The sequence below is a fragment of the Streptomyces sp. NRRL S-1813 genome (genome assembly GCF_000719605.1).
GTDB classification, from domain to species: Bacteria; Actinomycetota; Actinomycetes; order Streptomycetales; family Streptomycetaceae; genus Streptomyces; species Streptomyces decoyicus.
In genome coordinates, this window is the sequence record NZ_JOHB01000019.1 from 45,234 (window position 1) to 69,559 (window position 24,326).

Sequence of the window (24,326 nt, forward strand, 5' to 3'; positions counted from 1 at the left end):
CCCGTCGTGGCCCGCCGCGCCTCGCCAAGGAATACCACTATTCAGTCAACAGCTCGTCGCGGGTCCGGCAGCGCTGAATTCCTGGACCATCGGCGCGATCGCGGTGCTACTCCTGGCGCTGGTGCACGCCGAGCGCGGTGGCCTGTTCCCAGTGGCCTCGATCGAGGTCGAGGCCGTGATCGGTTACGCAAGTTACTGTCCTGCCCGAGTGAAGTAGCCCTCGGCGAAACCGACTTAGGAGTCGAAATACTCACGGGACGGCAGATCAGGGTGTGTTGAGGGCCTCAGCCCGCAAGTCCCCATGCGTGACGGTCCGTTACCCGGGTAGGGGAGGAGCGGGCCGGGGCGGGCCGCGGCGGCGGTCACCTCGCGGCAGCGCCCCGGCCCGCATCGCCACTCCCCGGCCCTTGCCGGCCTGGTTCGCACCCCACGCCCGCAGGCTGCTCAACAGCCCCCCATGGGAAGACAGGCCTAGAGCCGGTCGAGAGCCGCGCGCACCACGGTGTTCAGGTCCGCGCCCTGCAAGTCGAGGTGCAGGGCCGAATCCAGGACGTACCGCGGTTGCGCCTGCCAGCCGCGGGTGTGCAGGCGGGTGCGATGACGGGTGGTGTGCTGGTGCAGACCGCACAGGAAGTGCAGGCCCGTCACGTCCATGAACGGCACCTGCTGCATGTCCAGGACCACACTGGACAGCGTCGCGGGCAGTGCGGCGAGGGCGCGGTCGCATGCGGGATCGGCGGCGCGGTCGATCTCACCGCGGGCCATGAGCAGTACGGTGTCATCCAGATACTGGGTGCTGATGCTGAAAGGAATAACGCCCTCAAAGGTTTGGGGTGGCAGCCTCGAGCAGCCGAACACTGCGGGCACACGGCGGGCGCCGTGTGTGGTCCGGAGTTCGCGGGCCGCCAGGGCAGGTAGCTGCCGGGGGCCACATCCCGCCTCGCGGAGTGCCGCGCGAGCGAGGCTCACGAGCCGAACCAGGCTGTTCCGTCACCTCACTGTCCCATACCCCGTCGCCAAATCGTAACCGTCGGCATGTCCTCCGACCGGCATGCCGGGAGTGACGACGGGACGTGCGGGCGGTGCGCACGCGTCTCCGTGTCCTGGGGCGCTCGACGGCGAGACCGTGGCGCGAGGCCCTCGACTCGGCGAGCTGCCCCGCTCGTGCCGCTCGCCCCGCACGCCGTCGTCGTCGTGTACGTGACGCTGCCGAGCGGCAGGTCAACTCGGGTGGTCGGCAGCCGGGTTGCGTATGACGCGGGCGTTCCGGTGCTGCGTCGCCCAGTTGCTTGCGCGCGGGCAAGTAATTCGCCCTCTCTTTCTGCGTAAGCGGCAGGGCAATTACCTGGGCATCCGCGTCGGCCGCAAGGCATGGATTCCAGCCAATTAAGCGACCGTCGAAAGTAAGCCATGGGAGGAGGGGCCGCTCTGGCCGACGAGCAACCGTGGATGCCGGCCGCGATGGCCCATCGGCACCGTGGCAACGGTCTGGCCTGCCCGACCTCGATGCGGGCCGTCGGCCCGGTGAACGTCTTCGGGCTCACCGCGCCGGCCGTGGTCCTGGCCCGGATCTGCTCTTGAGGGCTTGCTCTCCCCGCAGTGGTTTGCCAAGGTCTGCTTCTTGCTGAAAGCGGTGGTGGCATCATCGTGCGGCGGGGACAGCGGGTTCCCTTGGAGAGCCGTTCCGCTCTCCGGGAAGCGCCCAATGCCCCTCTCTCCGCGTTCAGTTCGAACGGACAGTCGAACTCGCTTGCCTCAGGAGTAACAAAGGCCGCTTGCGGCCTACTGGCCGGCTAAGGCAAATGGGTTTAAAAATCACTCTCCGTCAGACTGCGGGGGGTTGCTATTATATGACGGGGAGTGAAGACTGTCGGTCAAGCTGGACTGGCGTGAAAGCGCTCGGGGGCCCGGCTCGCTGACAACAGCAAACTGTACCTACCGGTAATGTTTACGTTTCTCTCGTTCCCTTTTGGGCGCCGGTGGCTCGTGTGCGATTCGCCACCCTTTTACTTGCGCGGGGTGCCTGGCACGTGCCATGTGCGAGGGGGTTTTCAGTGGGGGATGTGTGGTAACGAGATGGTCAACGGCGGCTCCGCTGCCGTATGTCCGTGCAACGGTGAATGGCCGGGGAGGGGTTCTGCGGGCTTTTTCATCGAGTCGTGAGGCGGGTCCGTCGGCATGCTCTCAGCGGCCTGCGCCAAGGGTGAGGAAGGGGCTCGGTATGCGGAATTTCACGCCCGGCTCTGTCCGTAATGAGCCGACGTTCCGCCCGCGGTGGTGTTCCGGCCGGCCGTCACGACTGCTTATTTGTTGCTGTCGCCGCTGACCGCCCGCCGCGGCATCCCGGCGCCGTCGACGCCGATCGCTATGCAGTGAGGGCCGGCGCGGCCGTGCCCGCGCCGACAAATCCCGGATTCAGGAGCCTGTGCTGTCGTTCGTTGCGGGGTCCGGCGGTTGACCATATCGGCATGCCTTTAACCGGTGTTCACGTTCGCGTTTCTTTATGAGCGGTCGTGCCGTCGGGGGTTCTTGATGCCCTTTTGGGGATACTGCACCGACATCGTGACAGCCGTGCGCTCAAACCTGGCTTCGCCAATTCGCGCACAGGAAGTACAAAATTAATCAGAAGGCCGTCAATGTCATGAAAGGGCTGTGATAGTAAACCTGTTGCGTCACACGGCGATCCGTCTTTTCGAGGGGTATGGCCGCCGAACCAGTCCAGCGCTTAACTGCCGGGGAGGAACGAACCCTCCCGGACCCGCACTTCAGGGAGTACCGGTGACCAGCAACGAACTGAAAGAGGCACCTTTCGCCTTCGACGATCTGGTCGGCCGGTGGAGTGCCTTGAGCGAGGCCGCCCCCGTACGCCATGACGAGCGGCAGAACCTCTGGCAGGTGCTGGACCACCGGAGCGTCGCCGCCGTGCTGGCCGACCCGGCGACCTACTCCTCGGACTTCTCCGGGCTGACCCCCACCCAGCCGGACTTCGAGACCTTCCGCCAGGGCAACTTCGTCGGCATGGACCCGCCGGAGCACCGCAAGCTGCGCACTCTCGTCAGTCAGGCGTTCACCCCCCGCGTCATCGCCGGACTCGAACCCAGGATCCACGCCATCACCGCGGAACTGCTCGACGCCGTCGAGGACCGCGACCGGTTCGACGTGGTGGACGCGCTGGCCTACCCGCTGCCCATCCTCGTGATAGCCGAGCTGCTCGGGGTGCCGGCGAGCGACCGCGGGCTGTTCCAGGAGTGGGCGGCCACTCTCTTCGGCGGGGACGAGATAGGCGACGCGCTGGACATGAGCGATGTCGAGCGCGCGCTGGAGGCCATCGCGCCCACCGTGCGCGAGATGAACGGCTACATCCTCGAACACATCCGTCACCACCGGAAACATCCCGGGGAGGGCCTGACCAGCAGGCTGCTGGAGGCCGAAGTGGACGGGGTGGGTATGGCGGACCAGGAGATCGTCGGGTTCGTGGCCCTGCTGCTGGTCGCCGGGCACATCACCACCACCGCCCTGCTGGGCAACGCCGTGCTCAGCTTCGACCAGTACCCCGAGGCCGCCGCCCTGGTGCGCGCGGACCCGGGCAGGCTGCCGGACGCCATCGAGGAAGTGCTGCGCTGGCTGCCGCCCTTCCCCGAACTGGGGCGCCGCACCACCCGCGAGGTCGAACTCGGCGGCAGGACCCTGCCCGCCGACTCCATCCTGATGGCCAACCTGGCCTCCGCCAACCGAGACCCGGCACGGTTCGCCGATCCCGGCACGTTCCAGGTGAGCCGCAATCCCAACCCGCATCTGACCTTCGGCCACGGCATCCACTTCTGCTTCGGAGCCCCCCTGGCCAGGCTGGAGGCGCGCATCGCGCTGCGCCAACTGCTGGACCGCTTCTCCTGCATCACCGTCCCGAACCGCCGCGAGGTCGAGTTGCAGAACCCGGCCGTCATCGTCAGCGCGCGCCGTCTGCCGTTGGAGGTGCGGAGGGCATAACGCCGTTCGGACAGGAGGGCGCGCCCGGCTGCACGGGCCGGGCGCGCGTGAGGAGATCGGTCGCCGAGCGTCCTCGGCGATCAGGCCCAGGGGCTGGTTCGCCCACGCCGTGAGCGCGTTGGTTTCACGGTAGGCAGGCGTGTCATTCCCCGTGTTTCGAGTTCCGGGAGTTCTTTCTCATGCCGCATGCTTCGAGCGCTCCGGTCGCGAGCCGGCAGCCGACACACATACGACGCCTCTTACAAGAGCGCCTGGACACGCTCGCGCGTGCCCACCAGGTGCCGGGGGCCCAACTCGCCGTGCAGGTCGACTCGGTGACGTACACGGCCCAGACGGGCGAGGCGGACGCCGCCACGGGCGAGCGGTTCACCGCGGACACGGCGGTGCCGCTGGGCTCCGTCACCAAGCCCTACACGGCCGCGATCGTCATGCTCCTGGCCGCGGACGGAGACCTCGCGCTGACCGATCTCGTCGGTACGCATGTGCCGGAGCTGCGGCGGGCACCCCACCTCACCGTACGGCAGCTGCTCAGCCACACCGGGGGCCTGCCGGCCGGGCCCGACTCCGACGACGCGGCGGCGCTGACCCCCGCCCGCTATCTGTCCGCGCACTGCTCGGGCCGGGACACGGTGTGCGCACCGGGCACCGGTTTCTCCTACTCCAACGCCGGATACGTCGCTGCCGGCCGGCTGATCGAAGCGGTGACGGGCATGTCCTGGCAGGAAGCCGTCCGCGCGCTGGTCCTGGAACCCCTGGGGACCGTGCCCTCCTTCCTCGGGGATTCCGCGCCGACGCGTCCGGTGGCCCGTGGCCACTCCGTGAACGCGACCGCCGGACGCGTGCGCCCGGTGCAGCAGACCCTGGCGCCGGTGGAGGCCCCGGCGGGTGCCCTGCTGGCGAGCGCGCTCGACCTGGTCGCGCTGGGCCGCGCCGTGATCGGACACGGCCCCCGCGCGGTGCTGACGCCCGAGGACGCCGAGGAGATGCGGCGCCCCGTACCGGGGGCCGCTCCGGGCGTCCTGGCGGACGCCTGGGGCCTGGGCCTCGCGCTCTTCCAGCAGGGCACCCAGCAGTGGTGCGGCCATGACGGCAACGCCCAGGGCACCTCCTGCCATCTGCGGGCCGAACCGGACAGCGGTGCGGTGGTCGCCTTCACCAGCAATGCCAACAACGGCACCGACCTGTGGCACGAACTGGCCGAGGACATCGCCCTGATCACCGGGGTGCAGGTCCCGTCGGCCGCGCGCCCGATCGACCGCGGCCGCGCCGTCGCACTTCCCCAGTGCGCCGGGACGTACCACAACGGAACGGTCGAGTACCAGGTCATGACGGACGCGGAAGGATCCCTGGCGCTGACCGTGAACGGCGACACCCCCGCGCCCCTGGTCTGTTACGCGGATCTGACCTGCGACCTGGTGGATCCCGCGTCGGGCCGCCGGGTTCCCGGCGGACGCTTCGTGCGTGACCCGGACAGCGGCGCCATCGACCGCCTCCAGATCTCCGGTCGCACGGCACGCCGTACCGCCACCGCCTGAGTCGGGCCCGCCGCGGACGAACCCGGTGCGTCTCCCCGCTCCTTCGCACCCGGATCGCCCGATTGCTCCGGCCAGTACCGCCCGGCACCGCTCCGTCGGGCCGCCCGATGCCCTGCCCCACGCACGCCCCGTCCCCGCCTAGAAGGACCGACCTCCATGACGGACCAGCACGAGAGTTCAGCCCCGGAGTCCGCATCGCCGCAGGCCCGGACCGTTCCGCCGGTCCCTGAGGGCGGCCGGGTCCGTCCGGTGCCCGGGTTATCGCTCGGTGACCTCTTCGCCGCGTGGGCGGCCCGCACGCCGGATGCCCCCGCGGTGACGGACGGCCGGCGGACCTGGTCCTACTGTGAGCTCGATGCCCTGGCCAACCGCCTCGCGCACGACCTCATCGGACGCGGGGTGGGGCCGGAGCGGACGGTGGCGGTGGTGCTGCCCCGCTCGGTGGAACTCGTCGTCGCGGAACTCGCCGTGGCCAAGGCGGGCGGTGCGTTCCTGCCGGTCGACCCGGACTACCCCGCCGAACGCCGCACCCTGATGCTGTCCGACGCCGCGCCGGCGGCGGTCATCGACGACCCGGCGCAGACCCGGCCCGCAACGGGCCCGGACCACGCTCCGCAGGACGACGACCGGCTCGCGCCGCTCCACGCCGAGCACCCCGCCTACGTCATCTACACCTCGGGATCCACCGGAACCCCCAAGGGGGTGACGGTGCCCCACACCGGTCTGGGCGACTTCGCCGCGGCGGCCGCCGCGCAGTACGACGTCACGCCGGGCGACCGCGTCCTCCAGTTCTCGTCCCCGAGCTTCGACGCCTCCGTCCTGGAGTTGTGCATCTCCCTGCTGTCCGGCGCGACCCTCGTCGTGCCGCCCAAGGGGCCGTGGCTGGGGGACGAACTCGCGGCTGTCCTGCGGGACCACCGCATCACCCACGCGCTCATCCCGCCGGCCGCGCTCGCGACCGTGCCCGCCCCGTCGGACGGCAACGGCCTGCCCGAGCTGCGGACCCTGATCGTGGGAGCCGAAGCCTGCCCGGCCGAGCTGGTCGACCGCTGGGCCGCGGGGCGACGGCTGATCAACTCCTACGGTCCCACCGAGGCCACGGTGGTGGCGTCCTGGACCGGACCGCTGGCCGTCGGTGGCGGCACCCCGTCGATCGGCGGGCCGCTGCCCCATGTCCGGGTCCATGTGCTGGACGCGGCGATGCGACCGGTGCCGGTGGGAAGCAGCGGTGAGCTGTACGTGGGCGGCAGCGGGGTGGCACGCGGCTACCTCGGCCGCCCGGGCCTGACCGCCGCGCGTTTCGTGGCCGACCCGTACGGGCCGCCCGGCACCAGGCTCTACCGCACCGGAGACCTGGCGCGCCGGACCGCGGGCGGTGAGCTGGAATTCCTCGGACGGACCGACCGGCAGGTCAAGGTACGCGGCTTCCGCATCGAACTCGGCGAGATCGAGGCGGCGTTGACCCGCCACTCCCGCGTCGGCGAAGCAGTGGTCATCGTGCGTGAGGACGAGCCCGGGCGGCAGCGGCTCGTCGGCTATGTGACGCCGGGCGACCCCCTCCGGGTTCCGCAGCCCGCGGAGCTGCGCGCCGCGGTCTCGCGCAGTCTGCCGGTCCATATGGTGCCGTCCGCCGTCGTCGTCCTCGACGCGTTCCCGCTGACCGCGCACCACAAGATCGACCGGCGTGCCCTCCCCGCGCCCGGCCCGGCCCGTGTCCCCGACGCGGGTCACGTGGCGCCCCGGACACCCGCCGAGCGGGCCCTCGCCGCCATCTGGTCCGATGTCCTGTCGGTCCGCGGCATCGGTACCGGGGACGACTTCTTCGAGCTCGGCGGCGACTCGGTCCTCGCCGTACGGGTGCTGTCCCGCATCCGGGAGGAACTCGGCGACCGGCTGTCCGTGCGTGACCTGTTCACCGCCCGGACCATCGCCGCGCTGGTGCCGCTCCTGGGCGACCCGGCCGCCGCGGACCCGACGACACCGGTCACCCCGGTCCCGCGCGACCGTCCGCTGCCGCTGTCCGGCGCCCAGCAACGGCTGTGGTTCCTCGACGACTTGACGGCCGGCGGCACCGAGTACAACACCGGGGTCGGGGTGCGGCTGGGCGGTCCGCTGGATGCCGGCGCGCTGGGCCGCGCCCTGGACCGGCTCGCGGCACGCCACGACGCGCTGCGCACCACCTTCACCACGGCGGACGGGCAGGGCGTGCAACGGGTCGACGGCACCGCCTCGCTGCCGTTGCGCACCGTCGACCTCAGCGCCCTCCCGGCCGACGGCCGCGACGCGGAGGCCGAGCGGCTGCTCGCCGAGGAGCTGGAGACCCCCTACGACCTGAGCGAGGGGCCCCTCACCCGGGCCCTGCTGCTCCGGCTCGCCGGCGACGAGCACCTGCTGCTCCTGGCCCAGCACCACATCGTCACCGACGGCTGGTCGGTCGGTGTGCTGGTCCGTGAACTGGCCGCGCTGTACGCCTCCGAGGCGGACGGGAGCCCGGACGGCCTCGGCGAACCGATCCTGCAATACCCCGACTTCGCCGTGTGGGAGCGCGCGCACCCCACCCCCGCCCGGCACGCCGACGACCTGGCGTACTGGAAGCGGCATCTGAGCGGGATACCGCAGCTGGACCTGCCCACGGACCGGCCCCGGCCGCCGGTGCGCACCACCTCCGGCGCGGCACACCGCCATGAGCTGCCGGCGGACCTGGCCGGACGTCTCGGCAGACTCGCCCGGTCCAAGGGCACGACCGTCTTCACCCTGTTCGCCGGGGCGGCCTCGGTGCTGTTCTCCCGCTACACCGGCCAGCGCGACATCGCGCTCGGCACCGTCACCAACGGACGCAGCCGGCGCGAACTGGAGGAGGTGACCGGCTTCTTCGTCAACACCCTGGTGCTGCGCAGCGACGTCGACCCCGCCGCCACCGTCGACCGGTTCCTGGACACGATGCGGGCGACGCTGCTGGACGCCTTCAGCCACGACAGCGTGCCGTTCGACCGGGTCGTCGAGGAGCTGGCACCGCAGCGGGACCCCAGCCGCACCCCGCTGGTGCAGGTCCTCGTCGTCCAGCAGACCGCGATGGTGCACCCGCGGGAGGCCGGCGGCGTACGGATCGAGGAGCACCCGCTGCCGCGCCCGGCCGCACGGTTCGACCTCGTGCTGGAATTCCTGCCGCGCGGCGACGGGTCCTTCGGGCTGACCGTCGAGTACAACACCGACCTGTTCGACGCCCGGACCGTGGCCCGGATGAGCCGTCAGCTGCACCTCCTGCTGGAGGGCATGGCGGACGGACCGCACCGGAGGGTGGCCGAACTGCCGCTGCTGACGGACGACGAGCGGCGCACCATGCTCGACGCCTGGAACGCCCCGCAGCAGGAGGGCCCGGACACCACGCTGCCCGGACTCCTGGAGGCGCAGACCGCCCGCACCCCCGGCCGGACCGCCGTCGTCTGCGGGGACACCCAGCTCACCTACGACGAGGTGAACCGGCGCGCCAACCGCCTCGCCCGGCTGCTGGCCGCCCGTGGAGTGGGCGCCGAGACCCTGGTGGCGCTGGCCCTGCCGCGCTCGGCCGACCTGGTCGCCGTCCTCTGGGCGGTGCTCAAGGCAGGTGCCGGATATCTGCCGGTGGACCCCGGCTACCCGGCCGAGCGCATCCGGTTCATGCTCGCCGACGCCGGTCCGGCCCTCGTCCTGACCACCCGGGACACGGCCGGCTGCCTGCCCGAGGGCACCGAGCGGCTGGTACTGGACGACCCGGAGACCGCGGACCGGCTGGCCGGGCACGCCGAGGACGACCTCACCGATGCCGAACGGGTCCGGCCGCTGGATCCGGGCCACCCCGCCTACGTCATCTACACCTCCGGCTCGACCGGCCGCCCCAAGGGCGTGGTGGTCACCCACCGCAGCGTGGCCGACCTGGCGGTCTGGGCGGGAGCACAGTTCGGCCGGCAGCGGCTGACCCATGTGGTGGCCTCCACCTCGCTCAACTTCGATGTGTCCGTCTTCGAACTCCTCTGCCCCCTGCTGTCCGGCGGCAGCATCGAAGTGGTGGCCGACCTGCCGGCCCTCGCCGACCGGCCGGACGCCGCGCCACGGCAGGCCGGGCTCATCAGCGGGGTGCCCTCGGTGATCTCCCGGATGCTCACCAGGGGGGCCGGCACCGTCACGGCCGACACGGTGGTCCTGGCGGGCGAGGCGCTGCCCGCGCAGACCGTACGGGAGATCCGGGAGACGATGCCGTCCTCGCAGGTCGCCAACATCTACGGCCCGACCGAGGCCACGGTGTACGCCACGGCATGGTTCGCCGGCGAGGGCACGCCCGAGCAGGCCCCGCCCATCGGACGCCCCGTCGCCCGGACCCGCTGCTACGTCCTGGACAGCATGCTGCGCCCGCAACCCCCGGGGGTGACGGGTGAGTTGTACCTCGGGGGAGGGGGCCTGGCCCGTGGGTACCTCCGGCGTCCCGGGCTGACCGCCGCCCGGTTCCTCGCCGACCCCTTCGCCGGTCCCGGCAGCCGGATGTACCGCACCGGCGACCTGGTGCGGTGGACCTCCGACGGTGAGCTGGAGTACGTGGGCCGGGCGGACCAGCAGGTCAAGGTGCGGGGCTTCCGCATCGAGCTGGGCGAGGTCGAGGAGGCGCTGCTGCGCTGTGCGGGGGTGGCCCAGGCGGCCGCCGCCACCCGGGAGAGCGGCGGCCACAAGCGGCTGATCGGCTATGTCGTCCCGGCGCCCGGGGCGGAGCTCGTCCCGAGCGCGATCCGGCGCGCTCTGGGCCGCAGTGTGCCCGACTACATGGTCCCCGCTTCGGTCGTCGTCCTGGACGCGATGCCGCTCAACCCCAACGGCAAGCTGGACCGCGCCCGGCTGCCCGCCCCCGACTGGACGGCCGACGGCACGACGGACTACGTGGCGCCGCGCACCGCCACCGAACGGGCGCTCGCCGCCGTGTGGGCCGATGTCCTGCGGGTCGAGCGTGTCGGCGTCGACGACAACTTCTTCTCGTTGGGCGGCGACTCGATCCTCAGCATCCAGGTCGTCGCCCAGGCACGGCAGGCGGGGCTGGCCGTCACCTCGCGGGACGTCTACCGGCACCAGACGGTCGCCGCCCTCGCGCAGTGCGTGGACGCCGCCGGGCAGCCGGCCCCGGGCCCGGGCCCCGAGGCGGAGGCCACCGGTCCGGCGCCGCTGACGCCCATTCAGCACTGGCTGTTCGAGAGCGACGCCGCGCGGGCCGGCCACTTCGGCCAGACGATGTCCGTCGAGCTGGCCGATGACCTGGACGCCGCGGCGCTGGAAGCCGCCCTGCACGACGTGGTCGCCCACCACGACGCGTTGCGCTCGCGCTTCGTGCCGGACGGCGACGGCCGGTGGCGCCAGCACATCGACAGCGAGGCGCCCGGATGCGTGCTGGACCGCCACACCGGTCCCGAGGACGACGCCCCGCACCTCGGGCCGTTCGACCTGCGCCGCGGCCCCCTGCTGCGTGCGGTGCTCCACGACCGGGGTGACGGGCGGCCCCCCGTCCTGCACCTGGCCGTCCACCACCTGGTGGTCGACGGCGTCTCGTGGCGCCTGCTGCTGGAGGACCTCGACCGGGCTTACCGCGCACAGCGCGGGGGAGTGGGCACCGCGCTGCCGCCGAAGTCCTCCCCGCTGCGCCACTGGGCAGGCCGGCTGACCGGGCACGCCGAAACCGGCGGCTTCCAGGACGAGACCGCCTACTGGACGACCCTGGCCCGCACCTGTGACCCGGCGCTGCCGACCGACCTCGCGGGCGCCAACACCTATGCGTCGGCCCGCTCGGTGACCGTGCGCCTCACCCCGGGGGACACCTCCGTCCTCCTGCACACCCTGCCCGGGGCCTTCCGCACCCAGGTCAACGACGTGCTGCTGAGCGCGCTGGGACGGGTGCTGCACGAGTGGACCGGACACGACCGGGTCCCGGTGGACCTGGAGGGCCATGGGCGGGAGGAACTCTTCACGGACGTGGACCTGAGCCGTACCGTCGGCTGGTTCACGACCCGCTACCCGGTCGCCCTCTCCGTGGCCCGGGACGCGGACTGGGGCACCGTGCTGAAGTCGGTCAAGGAGCAGCTGCGCGCCGTGCCCCGCCGCGGTCTCGGCTACGGCGTCCAGCGGTATCTGACCCGGCCCGAAGACCTGCCGCAGCTGCCGACCGCGGGCATCAGCTTCAACTACCTCGGCCAGTTCGGCCTGCCGGGCGGCGACGGCTGCCTCTACCGCGGCCCGCACCGTGAGCTGGCGCTCGACGCCGCCCCCGCGGCGCCGCGGCCGCATGCGCTGGAGGTCGTCGGCCGGCTGGACGGCGACGCGCTGGAATTCACCTGGTTCTACTCGGCGCACCTCCACCACGAGGAGACCGTCGCCCGACTGGCCGGGGAATTCGCCCGGGCGCTGGGCGACATCGCCCGGCACGGCGCCCGGCCCGGGGCCGGCGGCCGCACCCCGTCCGACTTCCCGCTGGCCGCGCTCGACCAGCCCACCGTGGACCGGCTGGCCGGCGACGGAGGCACCGTCGAGGACATCCACCCGCTCACCCCCACCCAGGCCGGCATGCTCTTCCACCGGCTCTCCCAGGACGACCAGAGCGTCTACTTCCAGCAGCTCACCTTCGTGCTGGACGGCGTGTCCGATCCGCAGGCCCTGGCAGCGGCCTGGCAACAGGTGACGGACCGCACGCCGGTGCTGCGCGGACGCGTCGTATGGCAGGACGTGCCCGAGCCGCTGCTGGTGGTGGAGCGCGGCGCCACCGTGCCGGTCACCCACCTGGACTGGCGCGCCCTGCCGGACGGCGAGCGCCGGGCCCGGTTGCGGGAACTGCTCGACCGCGACCGGCGGCGCGGGATCGACCTCGAAACCGCCCCGCTGCTGCGCCTGGCCCTGGCCCGGCTGTCCGACACCGAGGTGCAGGTGGTGTGGTCCTTCCACCACCTGGTGCTGGACGGCTGGAGCCTGTTCCAGGTGCTCTCCGACGTCTTCCGGTGCCACGCCGCACTGCGCGACGCGGCGGCCGGGGACGGTGCCACACCCGCGGACCCGGGCATGCCCGGCCGCCGGCCCTTCCGCGACTACGTGGCCTGGCTGCGGGACCGCGACTGGGCCGAGGCCGAACGGCACTGGCGGACCCGGCTCGACGGACTGAGCGAGCCCACCGCACTGCCCTACGACCGTGAGCCCAGGGAGACCCACCGCGCGGAGTCCACCGAGGCGGTGCGCGTCAGGCTGTCCGCCGGCACCTCCCGCCGGCTGGACGAGCTGGCCAAGGGCGCGGGCCTGACCATGAACACCCTGGTGCAGGGGGCCTGGGCGCTGCTGCTGGCCCGTCAGACGGGGCGGCCCGATGTCGTCTTCGGCACCACCGTGTCCGGACGGCCGCCGGAACTGCCCGGCGTCGAGGCCATGAACGGCCTGTTCATCGCGACCGTACCGACCCGGCTGACGGTTGCCTCCGACGGCAGCCTGACGGACTGGCTGCGCCGGGTGCAGGAGATTCAGACCGACGACCGGCGCTTCGACTTCGTACCGCTCGCCCGGCTGAAGGCGTTCAGCGACCTGCCCGAGCGGGTCGGACTGTTCGACAGCATCGTGGTGTTCGAGAACTACCCCGTCGGCGGCGACCTCGCCGCCGCGCACGGACTGCGGCTGAGCGGCCTCGACGGAATCGAGACCACCAACTATCCGCTCAGCCTGGTCGCCTACCCCGGACCGGAACTGGCACTGCGGCTCGGCTACGACCCGGAACTGTTCGACACCGCCACCGTCGAGCGGATGGGCGAGTACCTCACGGTGCTGCTGGAGGGCATGGCCGGCGACGACCGGCGCCCGCCCGCGCGGCTGCCGGTGCTCGGCGCCGCACGCCGGCGCCAGGTGGTCGAGGAGTGGAACGACACCTGCGCCGCACTGCCCGAGGGCACGGTGGCCGAGCTGTTCGCCGCCCAGGCCCGGCGCACCCCCGACGCCACGGCCCTGGACGCCGACGGCGTCTGCGTGACCTACCGCGAACTCGACGCCCGTACCGATGCGTTGGCCCGCAGACTGACCGGGCTCGGCGTGCGTCCGGAGTCGCCGGTCGGCGTCCTCATGGACCGGTCGGCCGCACTGGTCGTCGCCCAGCTGGCCATCGTCAAGGCGGGCGGTGTGTACGTCCCGCTGGACGGCCGCGCCCCGCGGGAACGGCTGCGGCAGGTGCTGGGGGAGACCACGGCGGACCTCGTGCTCACCGACACCGCATGGGAGGAAACCGCCCACGAGGTGGCTCCCGGCGGGCACACCCTGCTGGTGACGGACCAGGGCGCACCGCCCGCGCCGCCCGGCACCGCCGACGTGGAGGGCGCACCCCTGCCCGTCCTCCACCCCGACAACGTGCTCTACCTGATGTTCACCTCCGGCTCCACCGGCCGCCCCAAGGGGGTCGCGGTACGCCACCGGGACGTCGTGGCGCTCGCCTTCGACCGCGCCTTCGACGGACACGACCGGGTCCTGGTGCACTCCCCGCAGGCCTTCGACGCGGCCACCTACGAACTGTGGGTGCCGCTGCTGCGCGGCGGCCGGGCCGTCCTGGCCCCGCCGGCGGACGTGGACGCCGCCACGGTGCGCCGGGCGGTCTCCGAACAGGGCGTCAGCTGCCTGTGGCTGACCGCCGGGCTGTTCCGCCTGCTGGCCCAGGAGGACCCCGAGTGCCTGCGGGGCGCCCGGGAGGTGTGGACCGGCGGCGAGGCCGTGCCGGGTGCCGCGGTACGCCGCGTCCTCGACGCCTGCCCCGGCCTGACCGTGGTCGACGGCTACGGCCCCACCGAGACGACCACCTTCGCGACCCGGCGCACCTTCCGCTCCGGTGACCTGCTGCCCGCGGCCCTGCCCATCGGACGTCCCCTGGACAACACCCGCGTCTACGTCCTGGACGACGCCTTGCAGCCCCAGCCGCCGGGCATCCCGGGGGAGCTGTACATCGCCGGTGCCGGGCTCGCCCGCGGCTACGGCGGCCGCCCCGGCGCGACCGCCGCACGCTACCTGGCAGACCCGTTCGGACCGGCCGGGACCCGGATGTACCGCACCGGCGACATCGTGCGCTGGAGCGCCGACGGCGAACTCCACTTCGTGGGGCGTGCCGACGACCAGATCAAGATCCGGGGCTTCCGTGTCGAACCGGCGGAGATCGAGGCCGTGCTCACCCGCCACACGGCGGTCGCCGAAGCGGTACTGACCGTCCCCGAGGACGGCGGCCGCAAGCGCCTGGCCGCCTACCTCGTACCCGCCCCGGGCGCCACGCTGCCGCAGGCGGAGGAGCTGCGTGCCTTCCTCGCCGCCGAACTGCCCGACTACATGCTCCCCGCCGCGTTCGTGACCCTGGACGCGCTGCCGCTCACGCGCAACGGAAAGGTGGACCGGCGCAGGCTGCCCGCCCCCGACTGGTCGGCCGCCGCCGCATCCTCTGAGCACCTCGCGCCGCGCACCGAGGCCGAGCGGATCCTCGCGGAGATCTGGTGCGCGCTGCTGGGCGTCGACCGGGTGGGGGTCGAGGACAACTTCTTCATGCTGGGCGGCGATTCGATCCTCAGCATCCAGGTCGTCTCGCGGGCCCGCCGGGCCGGCCTGACCCTGACCCCACGGGACCTGTTCCGGCATCCCACGATCGCCGCCCTGGCGGCCGCCACCGGTGCCGCCGCACCCGTCGCCGGCACCGGCCCGGTGACCGGGGACGTCGCCCTCACCCCGATCCAGCACTGGTTCCTCGACGCCCGGCCGCAACGCCCCGGGTTCTTCAACCAGTCCGTCGTCATCGAACTGGCCGAGGACCCCGATCCGCAGGCCCTGCAACGGGCCCTGCACGCCCTGTGGACCCACCACGACGCCCTGCGGGCCCGCTTCGTGCAGCGGGCGGACGGGACCTGGCACCAGCACTGCCCGGCCCCGGAGGCGACGGAACCGCAGCTGCTGGAGGTGCACGACCTCGGCGGGCGGGACGACGAGGAGTGCGCGGCCGCGGTCGAGGCCGCCATGGCCGAGGCGCATGCCGGCTTCCGGCTGGCGGACGGGCCCCTGCTCGCCGCCCGGCTGTTCACCGGGGCGGGGACCCGGCCGCCGCGGCTGTTCCTGACCGTGCACCACCTGGTGGTCGACGGGGTCTCCTGGCGGGTGCTGCTGGAGGACCTGGAGAGCGCCTACCAGCAGGCCCGCACCGGCGGGCCGGTGAGCCCGCTCGCCCGGACCACCTCCGTCCAGGAATGGGCCCGGCGGCTGCACGCGCACACCGAGACCGGCGGGTTCGCCGGCGAGAGCGCGCACTGGAGCGCGGTGGCCGCACACTGCGCGGCGCCGCTGCCCGTCGACGCCGCCGGGACCAACACCATCGCCGACCTGCGCTCGGTCACCGTCCGTCTGGACCGGCAGCGGACCGGCGACCTGTTGCAGAAGGTGCCCGCCGTCTACCGCACCCAGATCAACGACGTGCTGCTCACGGCGCTCGGCCGGGTGCTGGCCGACTGGACCGGACAGCGCACCGTCGCCGTCGGTCTGGAGGGGCACGGCCGCGAGGACCACCTCTTCGACGGCGTCGACCTGTCCCGTACGGTCGGCTGGTTCACCACCCTGTTCCCCGTCGCCCTGGACGTGCCGGCCGGCGACTGGGCCGCGGCGCTCAAGTCCGTCAAGGAGCAGCTGCGTGCGGTCCCCGGCCGGGGTCTCGGCCACGGGGCGCTGCGGCACCTCGGCACGGACGGCGAACTCACCGCCACTCCTCAGCCCCGGATCAGCTTCAACTACCTCGGCCGGTTCGACTGGTCGGGCGACGGCGGCCTGATCCGCGCCGTGCGCGGCGGACTGGACGGCGCCGCCGCGCCCGAGTCCGAACGGCCGCACCTGCTGGACGTGGTGGGCCGGGTCGAGGAGCGATGCCTCGAACTGACCTGGTACTACAGCAGCGGAGTGCACCGCGAGGAGACGGTCACCGCGCTGGCCACGGGCATGCTCACGGCGCTGGAGGACATCGTCGCCCACTGCGCAGGACCGGACGCCGGCGGCCGCACCCCCTCCGACTTCCCGCTGGCCCGCCTCGACCAGGCGTCCGTGGACCGGGTCGCGGCGGACGGCCGCGCCGTGGAGGACATCTACCCGCTGACCCCGATGCAGGCCGGGATGCTGTTCCACAGCCTGATGGACCCGGCCTCGCACACCTACTTCAACCAGGTCCAGCTGGTGCTCTCCGGCGTCACCGACCCCGTCGCGCTCGCCACGGCCTGGCAGCAGACGGCCGACGCCAACCCGATGCTCCGCACCCGCCTGGTGTGGGAGGAGACCGCCGAGCCGCTCCAGGTCGTCCAGGCCCGTGCCACCGTGCCCGTCACCCACCACGACTGGTCCGGGCGGAGCGCCGACGCGGCCGAGCGCGCGCTGACCACTCTGCTCGCCGAGGACCGGGAGGCCGGTCTCGACCTCGCCGCCGCCCCGTTGATGCGGCTGGCCCTGATCAGGCTGTCCGCCGACCGGGTCCGGCTCGTCTGGACCTTCCACCACATCCTGCTCGACGGCTGGAGCGCGGCCCAGGTCTTCGACGAGGTCTGCGAACGGTACGCGGCGCTCACCGGCGGCCGCCGCCCCCAGGCCCCCTCCCGCCCGCCCTTCGGCAGCTACCTGCGCTGGCTGGCGGAGCAGGACACCACACAGGCCGAACAGCACTGGCGCACCGCGCTGGCCGGATTCACCTCGCCCACCGAACTCCCGCGGGACCGCAAGCCCCTGGAGGCGCACCGCGCCTCGTCCTCGGGCTCGGTCCGCGTCACGCTGGACGAGACGGACTCCGCGCGGCTGCGGGAGATGGCACAGCAGTCCGGCCTCACCATGAACACCGTCCTCCAGGGCGCCTGGGGACTGCTGCTGTCCCGCTACAGCAACAACGACGACGTGGTCTTCGGCACCACCGTCTCCGGGCGGCCCGCCGCGCTGCCGGGCGTGGAGTCCATGGTCGGACTGTTCATCAACACCCTGCCCACCCGGGTACGGGTCGACGGGCAGCGCGCTCTGCTGGACTGGCTGCGCGCCCTTCAGACGGCGCAGTCGGAGTCCCGTCGCTTCGACTTCGTCTCCCTGACCGACCTCCGGTCCTGGAGTGAAGTCCCCCACGGGACAGGCCTGTTCGACAGCATCGTGGTCTTCGAGAACTACCCCTTCGACAGCGATGCCCTCGCCCGGCACGGCCTGGGCATCCAGCAGGAACGCGACCTGGAGCCGACCAACTACCCGCTGAGCGTGATCGTCGCCCCCGGCGAACGCCTCACCGTGGCCCTCGACTACGACCCGGCGGCCTTCGACGCCACGACGGTCGAGCGGCTGGGCGCGTGCCTGCGCGTCCTGCTGACGGAGATGGCAGCCGATCCGGACCGCCGGCTGGGGGACCTGCCGCTGCTCACCGAGGAGGAACGCGGACGCGTCCTGCGGGAGTTCGGCGGGCCGGCCGCCCCGCTGCCGCGGCGGGTACTGCCCGAGGTGTTCGAGGAGCAGGCGGGCCGCACCCCGCACGCCGCGGCCGTGCTGGCCGGGGACGACCGCCTCACCTACCGGGAGCTGAACGAACGCGCCAACCGGCTGGCGCGGCTGCTGATCGCCTCGGGCGCGGGCCCGGAGCGGTTCGTCGCCCTCGCGCTGCCGCGTACGGCGGACCTGATCGTGGCCCTGCTGGCCGTGCTCAAGAGCGGCGCGGGCTATCTGCCGGTCGATCCCAAGTACCCGGCCGAGCGCGTCTCGTTCCTGTTCGACGACATCGGACCGGACATCGTGCTCACCACCTCCGAACTGGCCGGCCGGCTGCCGGAGGGGCCCGCCACCCGGATCGTGCTGGACGACCCCGCGTGGGCGGACCGGCTCGCCGGGCAGTCCGCCGCCGACCTCGGCGACGGTGAACGGACCGGTGCGCTGCTGCCCGCCCACCCCGCCTATGTCATCCACACCTCGGGATCGACGGGTCTGCCCAAGGGCGTGGTGGCGACCCACGGTTCGGTGGTGTCCCTGGCCGACTGGGCGGCCGCCGAGTTCGGCGGCCGGGGCCTGTCCCACGTCGTGGCATCCACCTCGCTGAACTTCGATGTGTCGGTCTTCGAGATCTTCAGCCCGCTGCTGTCCGGCGGCTGCGTCGAGATCGTGAGCGACCTGCTGGCCCTGGCCGAACGCTCCGCCCCCTGGACCGCGAGCCTGCTCAGTGCCGTCCCCTCGGCCCTGGGGCAGCTCCTTGCCGAGGACACCGTCCACGTCACCGCGGACACCGTGGTGCTGGCCGGTGAGGGGCTCGCCGCCCGCACCGTCCGCGAGGTCCGCGCCGCCGTCCCCGGCTGCCGGGTCGCCAACATCTACGGCCCCACCGAGGCCACCGTCTACGCCACTGCCTGGTACTGCGACCCCGCGGACCCGGACCGCACCCCGCCGATCGGCAGCCCCGTCGCCGGTGCCCGCGCCTACGTTCTCGACCCGTACCTGCGGCCGGTCCCGGTCGGGGTCCCCGGCGAGCTCTACCTCGCCGGTACCGGCGTGGCGCGCGGGTACTTCGCGCGGCCCGGCCTGACCGCCGGGCGTTTCCTGGCGGACCCGTTCGGCCCCGCAGGCGAGCGGATGTACCGCACCGGCGACCTCGTGCGCTGGGACGCCGAGGGACAGCTGGAGTACCTCGGCCGGACCGACGACCAGGTCAAGGTGCGCGGCTTCCGCATCGAACTGGGCGAGGTGGAGGCCGCGCTGGCCCGGCACCCCGACGTGGCCGAGGCCGCCGCGCGGGTCGTCGAGACCGACGGCCACAAGCGCCTGGTGGGCTATGTGGTCGCACGGGGCGCGGCGAGCGCCGACCCCGCCGCGCTGCGTGCCTTCCTCGCACAGAGCCTGCCCGGCCACCTGGTCCCCGCGGTCGTCGTCCCCCTGGAGCGGCTGCCGCTGGGAGCGACCGGCAAACTCGACCGGCGCGCCCTGCCCGCGCCCGACTGGGCCGCCCCGGCCGCCGGTTACGTCCCGCCGCGCACGGACACCGAGAAGGCGCTCGCCGGGATCTGGGCCGACGTGCTGGGCCTGGACCAGGTGGGCGCCGAGGACAACTACTTCGCGCTCGGCGGGGACTCGATCCTCAGCATCCAGATCGTCTCCGCGGCCCGCCGCGCGGGCCTCGCGCTGACCCCGCGCCATCTGTTCGTCCACCAGACCGTCGCCGCGCTGGCCGCGGCCGCCGAGCAACTGCCGGCCGCGGTGTCCAACGCCGAACAGGGCCCGGTGGTCGGCGAGGTGCCGCTCACCCCCGTCCAGCACTGGCTGTTCGACAACGTCGCGGACAGTCCCGGGCACTTCACCCAGTCGCTCTCCTTCCAGCTGACCGCCGAGGTCGACGAGGGCGCGCTGCGTGCCGCCCTGGCCGCGGTGCTGGAGCACCACGACGCCCTGCGCATGGGCTACGAGGCCACCGGCGACGGCCACTGGCGCCAGTACGGCGCGGCGCCCGGCGCGGCGCCCGCACTGGAGGTGCATGACCTCTCCTGCCGGGCGCCGCAGGAGCGCGCGGCCGAACTGCGCGCGCTGACCCGCGACCTGTGCGCCGGTTTCGACCTGGCCGGGGGGCCGCTGCTGAAGACCGCGCTGTGCCACCTGGGCGACCAGGACCGCCCGGTCCTGGTACTGGCGGCCCACCACCTGGTCGTCGACGCGGTGTCCTGGCGCATCATCCTGGAGGACCTCGACACCGCCTACCGACGGGTGCGGGCCGGGGGCCGGGCCGCGCTCGGCCCCAAGACCACCTCGTTCCGCGCCTGGGCGCAGCGGCTGCACGACCACACCGCCGCCGGCGGCTTCGACGACGAACTCGCCCACTGGAGCGGGCCGGACGGTCACCCGGACCTGCCCACCGACCGTACGGGCCGCAACTCCGCGGACTCCGAGGACACCGTGACCGTCCGCCTGGAGGCCGAGGAGACCCGACGGCTGCTCCAGGACGTCCCGGACGTCTACCGGACCCGGATCAACGACGTCCTGCTGTGCGCCCTGGGCCGGGTGCTGGCCCGCTGGACCGGGCACGACCGGGTACGGATCGGGCTGGAGGGGCACGGCCGCGAGGAGATCTTCGACGACGTGGACCTCTCCCGCACCGTCGGCTGGTTCACCACCATGTTCCCGGTCGCGCTGGACCTGCCGCCGCACGCGGACCTCGCCACGGCGCTGAAGTCCGCCAAGGAGGGCCTGCGGAAGCTGCCCCGCCACGGCCTGGGACACGGCGCGCTGCGCCATCTGCGTACCCCGGCGGCCGCCGGGCTCCCGGCCGACCCGCAGATCGCCTTCAACTACCTCGGCCAGCAGGACTGGAGCGCGTCCGGGGGCGGCGGTCTGCTGCACGCACCGCACGGCGCGCTGGAAGGCGATATGGACCGGGCGGCCGACCGGCCGCATCTGATCGACGTGGTCGGCCTGGTGACGGACAAACGGCTGGAGTTCACCTGGTCGTACTCCGAGAACCTGCACCTGCGCACCACCGTGGCGAAGCTGGCCGAGGAGATGGCCGCCGAGCTGCGGGAGATCGTGCGGCACTGTGCGGAACCGGACGCCGGGGGCCGCACCCCCTCCGACTTCCCACTGGCCGGCCTGGACCAGGAGACCGTCGACCGGCTCGTCGGCGACGGCCGGGACGTCACGGACGTCTATCCGCTGACCCCCACGCAGACCGGACTGGTCTTCCACGGGCTCGACGAACCCGACCAGGGGCTCTACGTGGAGCAGGCCACCTTCGTCCTGGACGGCGTACCCGACTCCCGGCTGCTGGCCGCCGCCTGGCAGCACGTCGTCGACCGCACCCCCGTGCTGCGCAGCGCGGTGGTCCTGCACGAGGTGCCGGTGCCCCTCCAGACCGTCCACCGCTCCGTGACCCTGCCCGTCACCGCACTCGACTGGAGCGCCCTGGCGCAGGACGAGCGCGACACCGCACTGGAGCGGCTGCTCGCCGACGACCGGGACCGCGGGCTCGCCCTGGACCGGGCGCCGCTGCTGCGGCTGACCCTCATCCGGCTCTCCCCGGCAGAGGTACGGGTCGTGTGGACCTTCCACCATGTGCTGCTCGACGGGTGGAGCGTGTTCCAGGTGCTCTCGGACGTCTTCGCCTGCCATGCGGCGCTCGCCCGGGGCACCGACCCCGAGCTGCCGGACCGCAGGCCGTTCGCCGACTATGCCGCCTGGCTCGCCGCCCACGACACGGCCCCGGCCGAGGAGCACTGGCGCCGGGCGCTGGCGGGCCTGTCCGCGCCCACCCCGCTGCCCTACGACCGCCGCCCGGCCCCGGGCGCCGCCACCCGCGCCGGCACCTGGCTCTCGCAACGGCTCGGCGAGCAGGAGAGCACTGCACTCCAGGACTTCGCCCGGCGCCACCACCTCACCCTCAACACCGTCGTCCAGGGGGTGTGGGGCCTGCTGCTGTCGCGCTGGAGCGGACAGCGCGACGTGTGCTTCGGCACGACGGTCTCCGGCCGGCCCGCGGACCTGCCCGGCGCCGACTCCATCACCGGCCTGTTCATCAACACCCTGCCGGTGCGGTGCGACGTGGACGGCGGTGCGGCCCCGGCCGACTGGCTGCGCGGGCTCCAGTCCGCGCAGGCCAACGCCCGTGGCTTCGATCACGTCCCGCTGTCCGACCTGCGCGGCTGGAGCGAACTGCCCCCCGGATCACCGCTGTTCGAGAGCCTGGTGGTCTTCGAGAACTACCCGATCAACGACACCGCGGCCACCGCACACGGCCTGAGCGTCCGTGATCTGCACGCCCTGGAGGCGACCAACTACCCGCTCACCGTGGTGGTCTCGCCCGACACCCGCCTGAGCGTCGAACTCGGCTACGACCCGCGGTACTTCGAGGAGTCCACCGCCGAGTCGCTGGCCGCCCAGCTGGTGCACACCCTGGGCGCCCTGGCGGCACCCGGCGGCGCGGCGAGCGTGGACGCGCTCGACATCCTGCCGCCGGACGAGCACGAGCGGCTGACCGCGCGGCCGCCCGCCGACACGGTCCCGGCGGCCACCCTGGCCGCGCTCGTCGAGTCGGCCGCCGACCGGTGGCCGGACGCCCCCGCGGTGACCGCACCGGACCTCCGGCTCTCCTTCGCGCAACTGGAGGCCCGCGCCAACCGCCTGGCGCACCATCTCCTCACCCGGGGGGCGGGCCCCGGTGACGTCGTCGCCCTGGTCCTGCCGAGATCGGCCGACATGATCGTCGCCCAGCTCGCGACCGCCAAGGCCGGCGCCGCCTACCTGCCGGTGGACCCCGGGTACCCGGCCGAGCGGATCGCGCTGATGCTGCGCGACGCCGCCCCGGCCGTCACCCTGGAGTCCGACGAGGTACGAGACCTCCTGGCCGCCGAGGACGGGACCGCACCCGTCCACCGGCCCACCGACCGGGACCGCGTCCGCCCGCTCGACCTCGACGACCCGGTCTATGTGATCTACACGTCCGGCTCCACCGGCACCCCCAAGGGCGTGGTCGTCACCCACCGCGGCCTGGCGGGCTTCGCCGCCGCCGAGGCCGACCACTACCAAGTGCGGCCGGGCGACCGGGTGCTGGCCTTCGCCACCCCCAGCTTCGACGCCTCGGTACTGGAGCTGTGCATGGCCCTGCCGGCCGGTGCCCGCCTCGTGGTGCCGCCGCCCGGACCACTGCTCGGCGAGCACCTGGCCGAGGTGCTGCGCGGGGAACGCATCACCCACACCCTGCTGCCGCCCGCCGCGCTCGCCACCGTGCCGCCCGCCACCGCGGGGACGCTGCCGGACCTGCGCACGCTCATCGTCGGCGCGGACGCCTGCGGCGCCGACCTGGTCGGCCGCTGGGCCCCGCACCACCGGATGATCAACTCCTACGGGCCCACCGAGGCCACGGTCGTCGCCACCTGGTCAGGACCGCTCCTGCCCGACGGCGCGGCGCCCCCCATCGGCCGCCCGCGACAGGGCAGCGGGGTCTATGTGCTCGACGGGCGGCTGCGGCCGGTCGCCGACGGCGTCGCGGGCGAACTGTGGATCAGCGGGCCCTCCCTGGCCCGCGGCTATCTCCACCGCCCGGGACTGACGGCCACCCGGTTCACCGCCGACCCGTACGGCGCACCGGGCGACCGGATGTACCGCACGGGCGACCTGGTCCGCCGCGACGCCCGGGGCGAGCTCCACTACCTGGGCCGCACCGACCACCAGATGAAGCTGCACGGCCACCGGATCGAGGCGGGCGAGGTCGAGGCGGCCCTGGTGAGCCACCCGGCCGTGCGGGACGCCGTGGTGACCGTACGGGAGGACGAGCCCGGAACACCGCGCCTGGTGGCCCATCTGCTCGCCGCACCGGACACCGACGTCCCGGCCGGCGCGGAGCTGCGCGCCTACGCCGCCCGGACACTGCCCGGCCACATGGTCCCCTCGGCCTTCGTCGTCCTGGAGCGCTTCCCGCTCACCGAGAACGGCAAGACCGACCGCGCCGCCCTGCCCGCGCCAGGACCGGACCCGCACGAGCCCGCCGCGCACGTCGCCCCGCGCACTCCCACCGAGGAATTCCTCGCGGACGTCTGGGCCCAGGCCCTGGAGACGACCGTGGGCGTCGAGGACGACTTCTTCGCCCTGGGCGGCGACTCGCTGCGCAGCCTGCTCATCGCCTCCCGGACCAACGAGACCTTCGGCGTGGCCCTCACACCCCGGGACGTGCTGACCGCCCGCACGGTCGCCGCCCTGGCGGATCTGGTGGAGGAACACGTCCTGCGCGAACTCGAAGACGCCGCACGCGGCAACAGCGACCACAACGAACGGTGAGGAACG

At 73.1% G+C, this 24,326-nt stretch carries 5 protein-coding genes; 4 read left to right on the forward strand and 1 reads right to left on the reverse strand.

The features are described from left to right. Positions 1-471: 471 nt before the first annotated feature. A complete protein-coding gene (locus IF67_RS46020) occupies positions 472-969 on the reverse strand; it encodes an STAS domain-containing protein (protein WP_324608892.1) in 498 nt (165 codons plus the stop codon). 441 nt (positions 970-1,410) lie between these two features. Here IF67_RS46020 and IF67_RS43865 point away from each other — a divergent pair, with 441 nt between their 5' ends. The 4 genes from IF67_RS43865 to IF67_RS0124460 all read left to right on the forward strand — a co-directional run bounded on the left by IF67_RS43865 (position 1,411) and on the right by IF67_RS0124460 (position 24,320). Beyond that, positions 1,411-1,581, forward strand: a complete 171-nt coding sequence (locus tag IF67_RS43865; protein ID WP_158713158.1) for a hypothetical protein — start codon at positions 1,411-1,413, stop codon at positions 1,579-1,581. Positions 1,582-2,778: 1,197 nt separating this feature from the next. Further along, positions 2,779-3,987, forward strand: coding sequence for a cytochrome P450 (locus IF67_RS0124450; protein ID WP_030989073.1), 1,209 nt, complete (start codon positions 2,779-2,781; stop codon positions 3,985-3,987). Positions 3,988-4,166: 179 nt separating this feature from the next. Next, on the forward strand, positions 4,167-5,522 hold the full coding sequence (locus tag IF67_RS0124455; protein WP_030989075.1) for a serine hydrolase domain-containing protein: 1,356 nt from the start codon (positions 4,167-4,169) through the stop codon (positions 5,520-5,522). Positions 5,523-5,678: 156 nt separating this feature from the next. Then, positions 5,679-24,320 (forward strand): non-ribosomal peptide synthetase, encoded by an 18,642-nt coding sequence (locus tag IF67_RS0124460; protein ID WP_030989077.1) that lies wholly within the window; start codon positions 5,679-5,681, stop codon positions 24,318-24,320. The last annotated feature ends 6 nt before the right edge of the window (positions 24,321-24,326 follow it).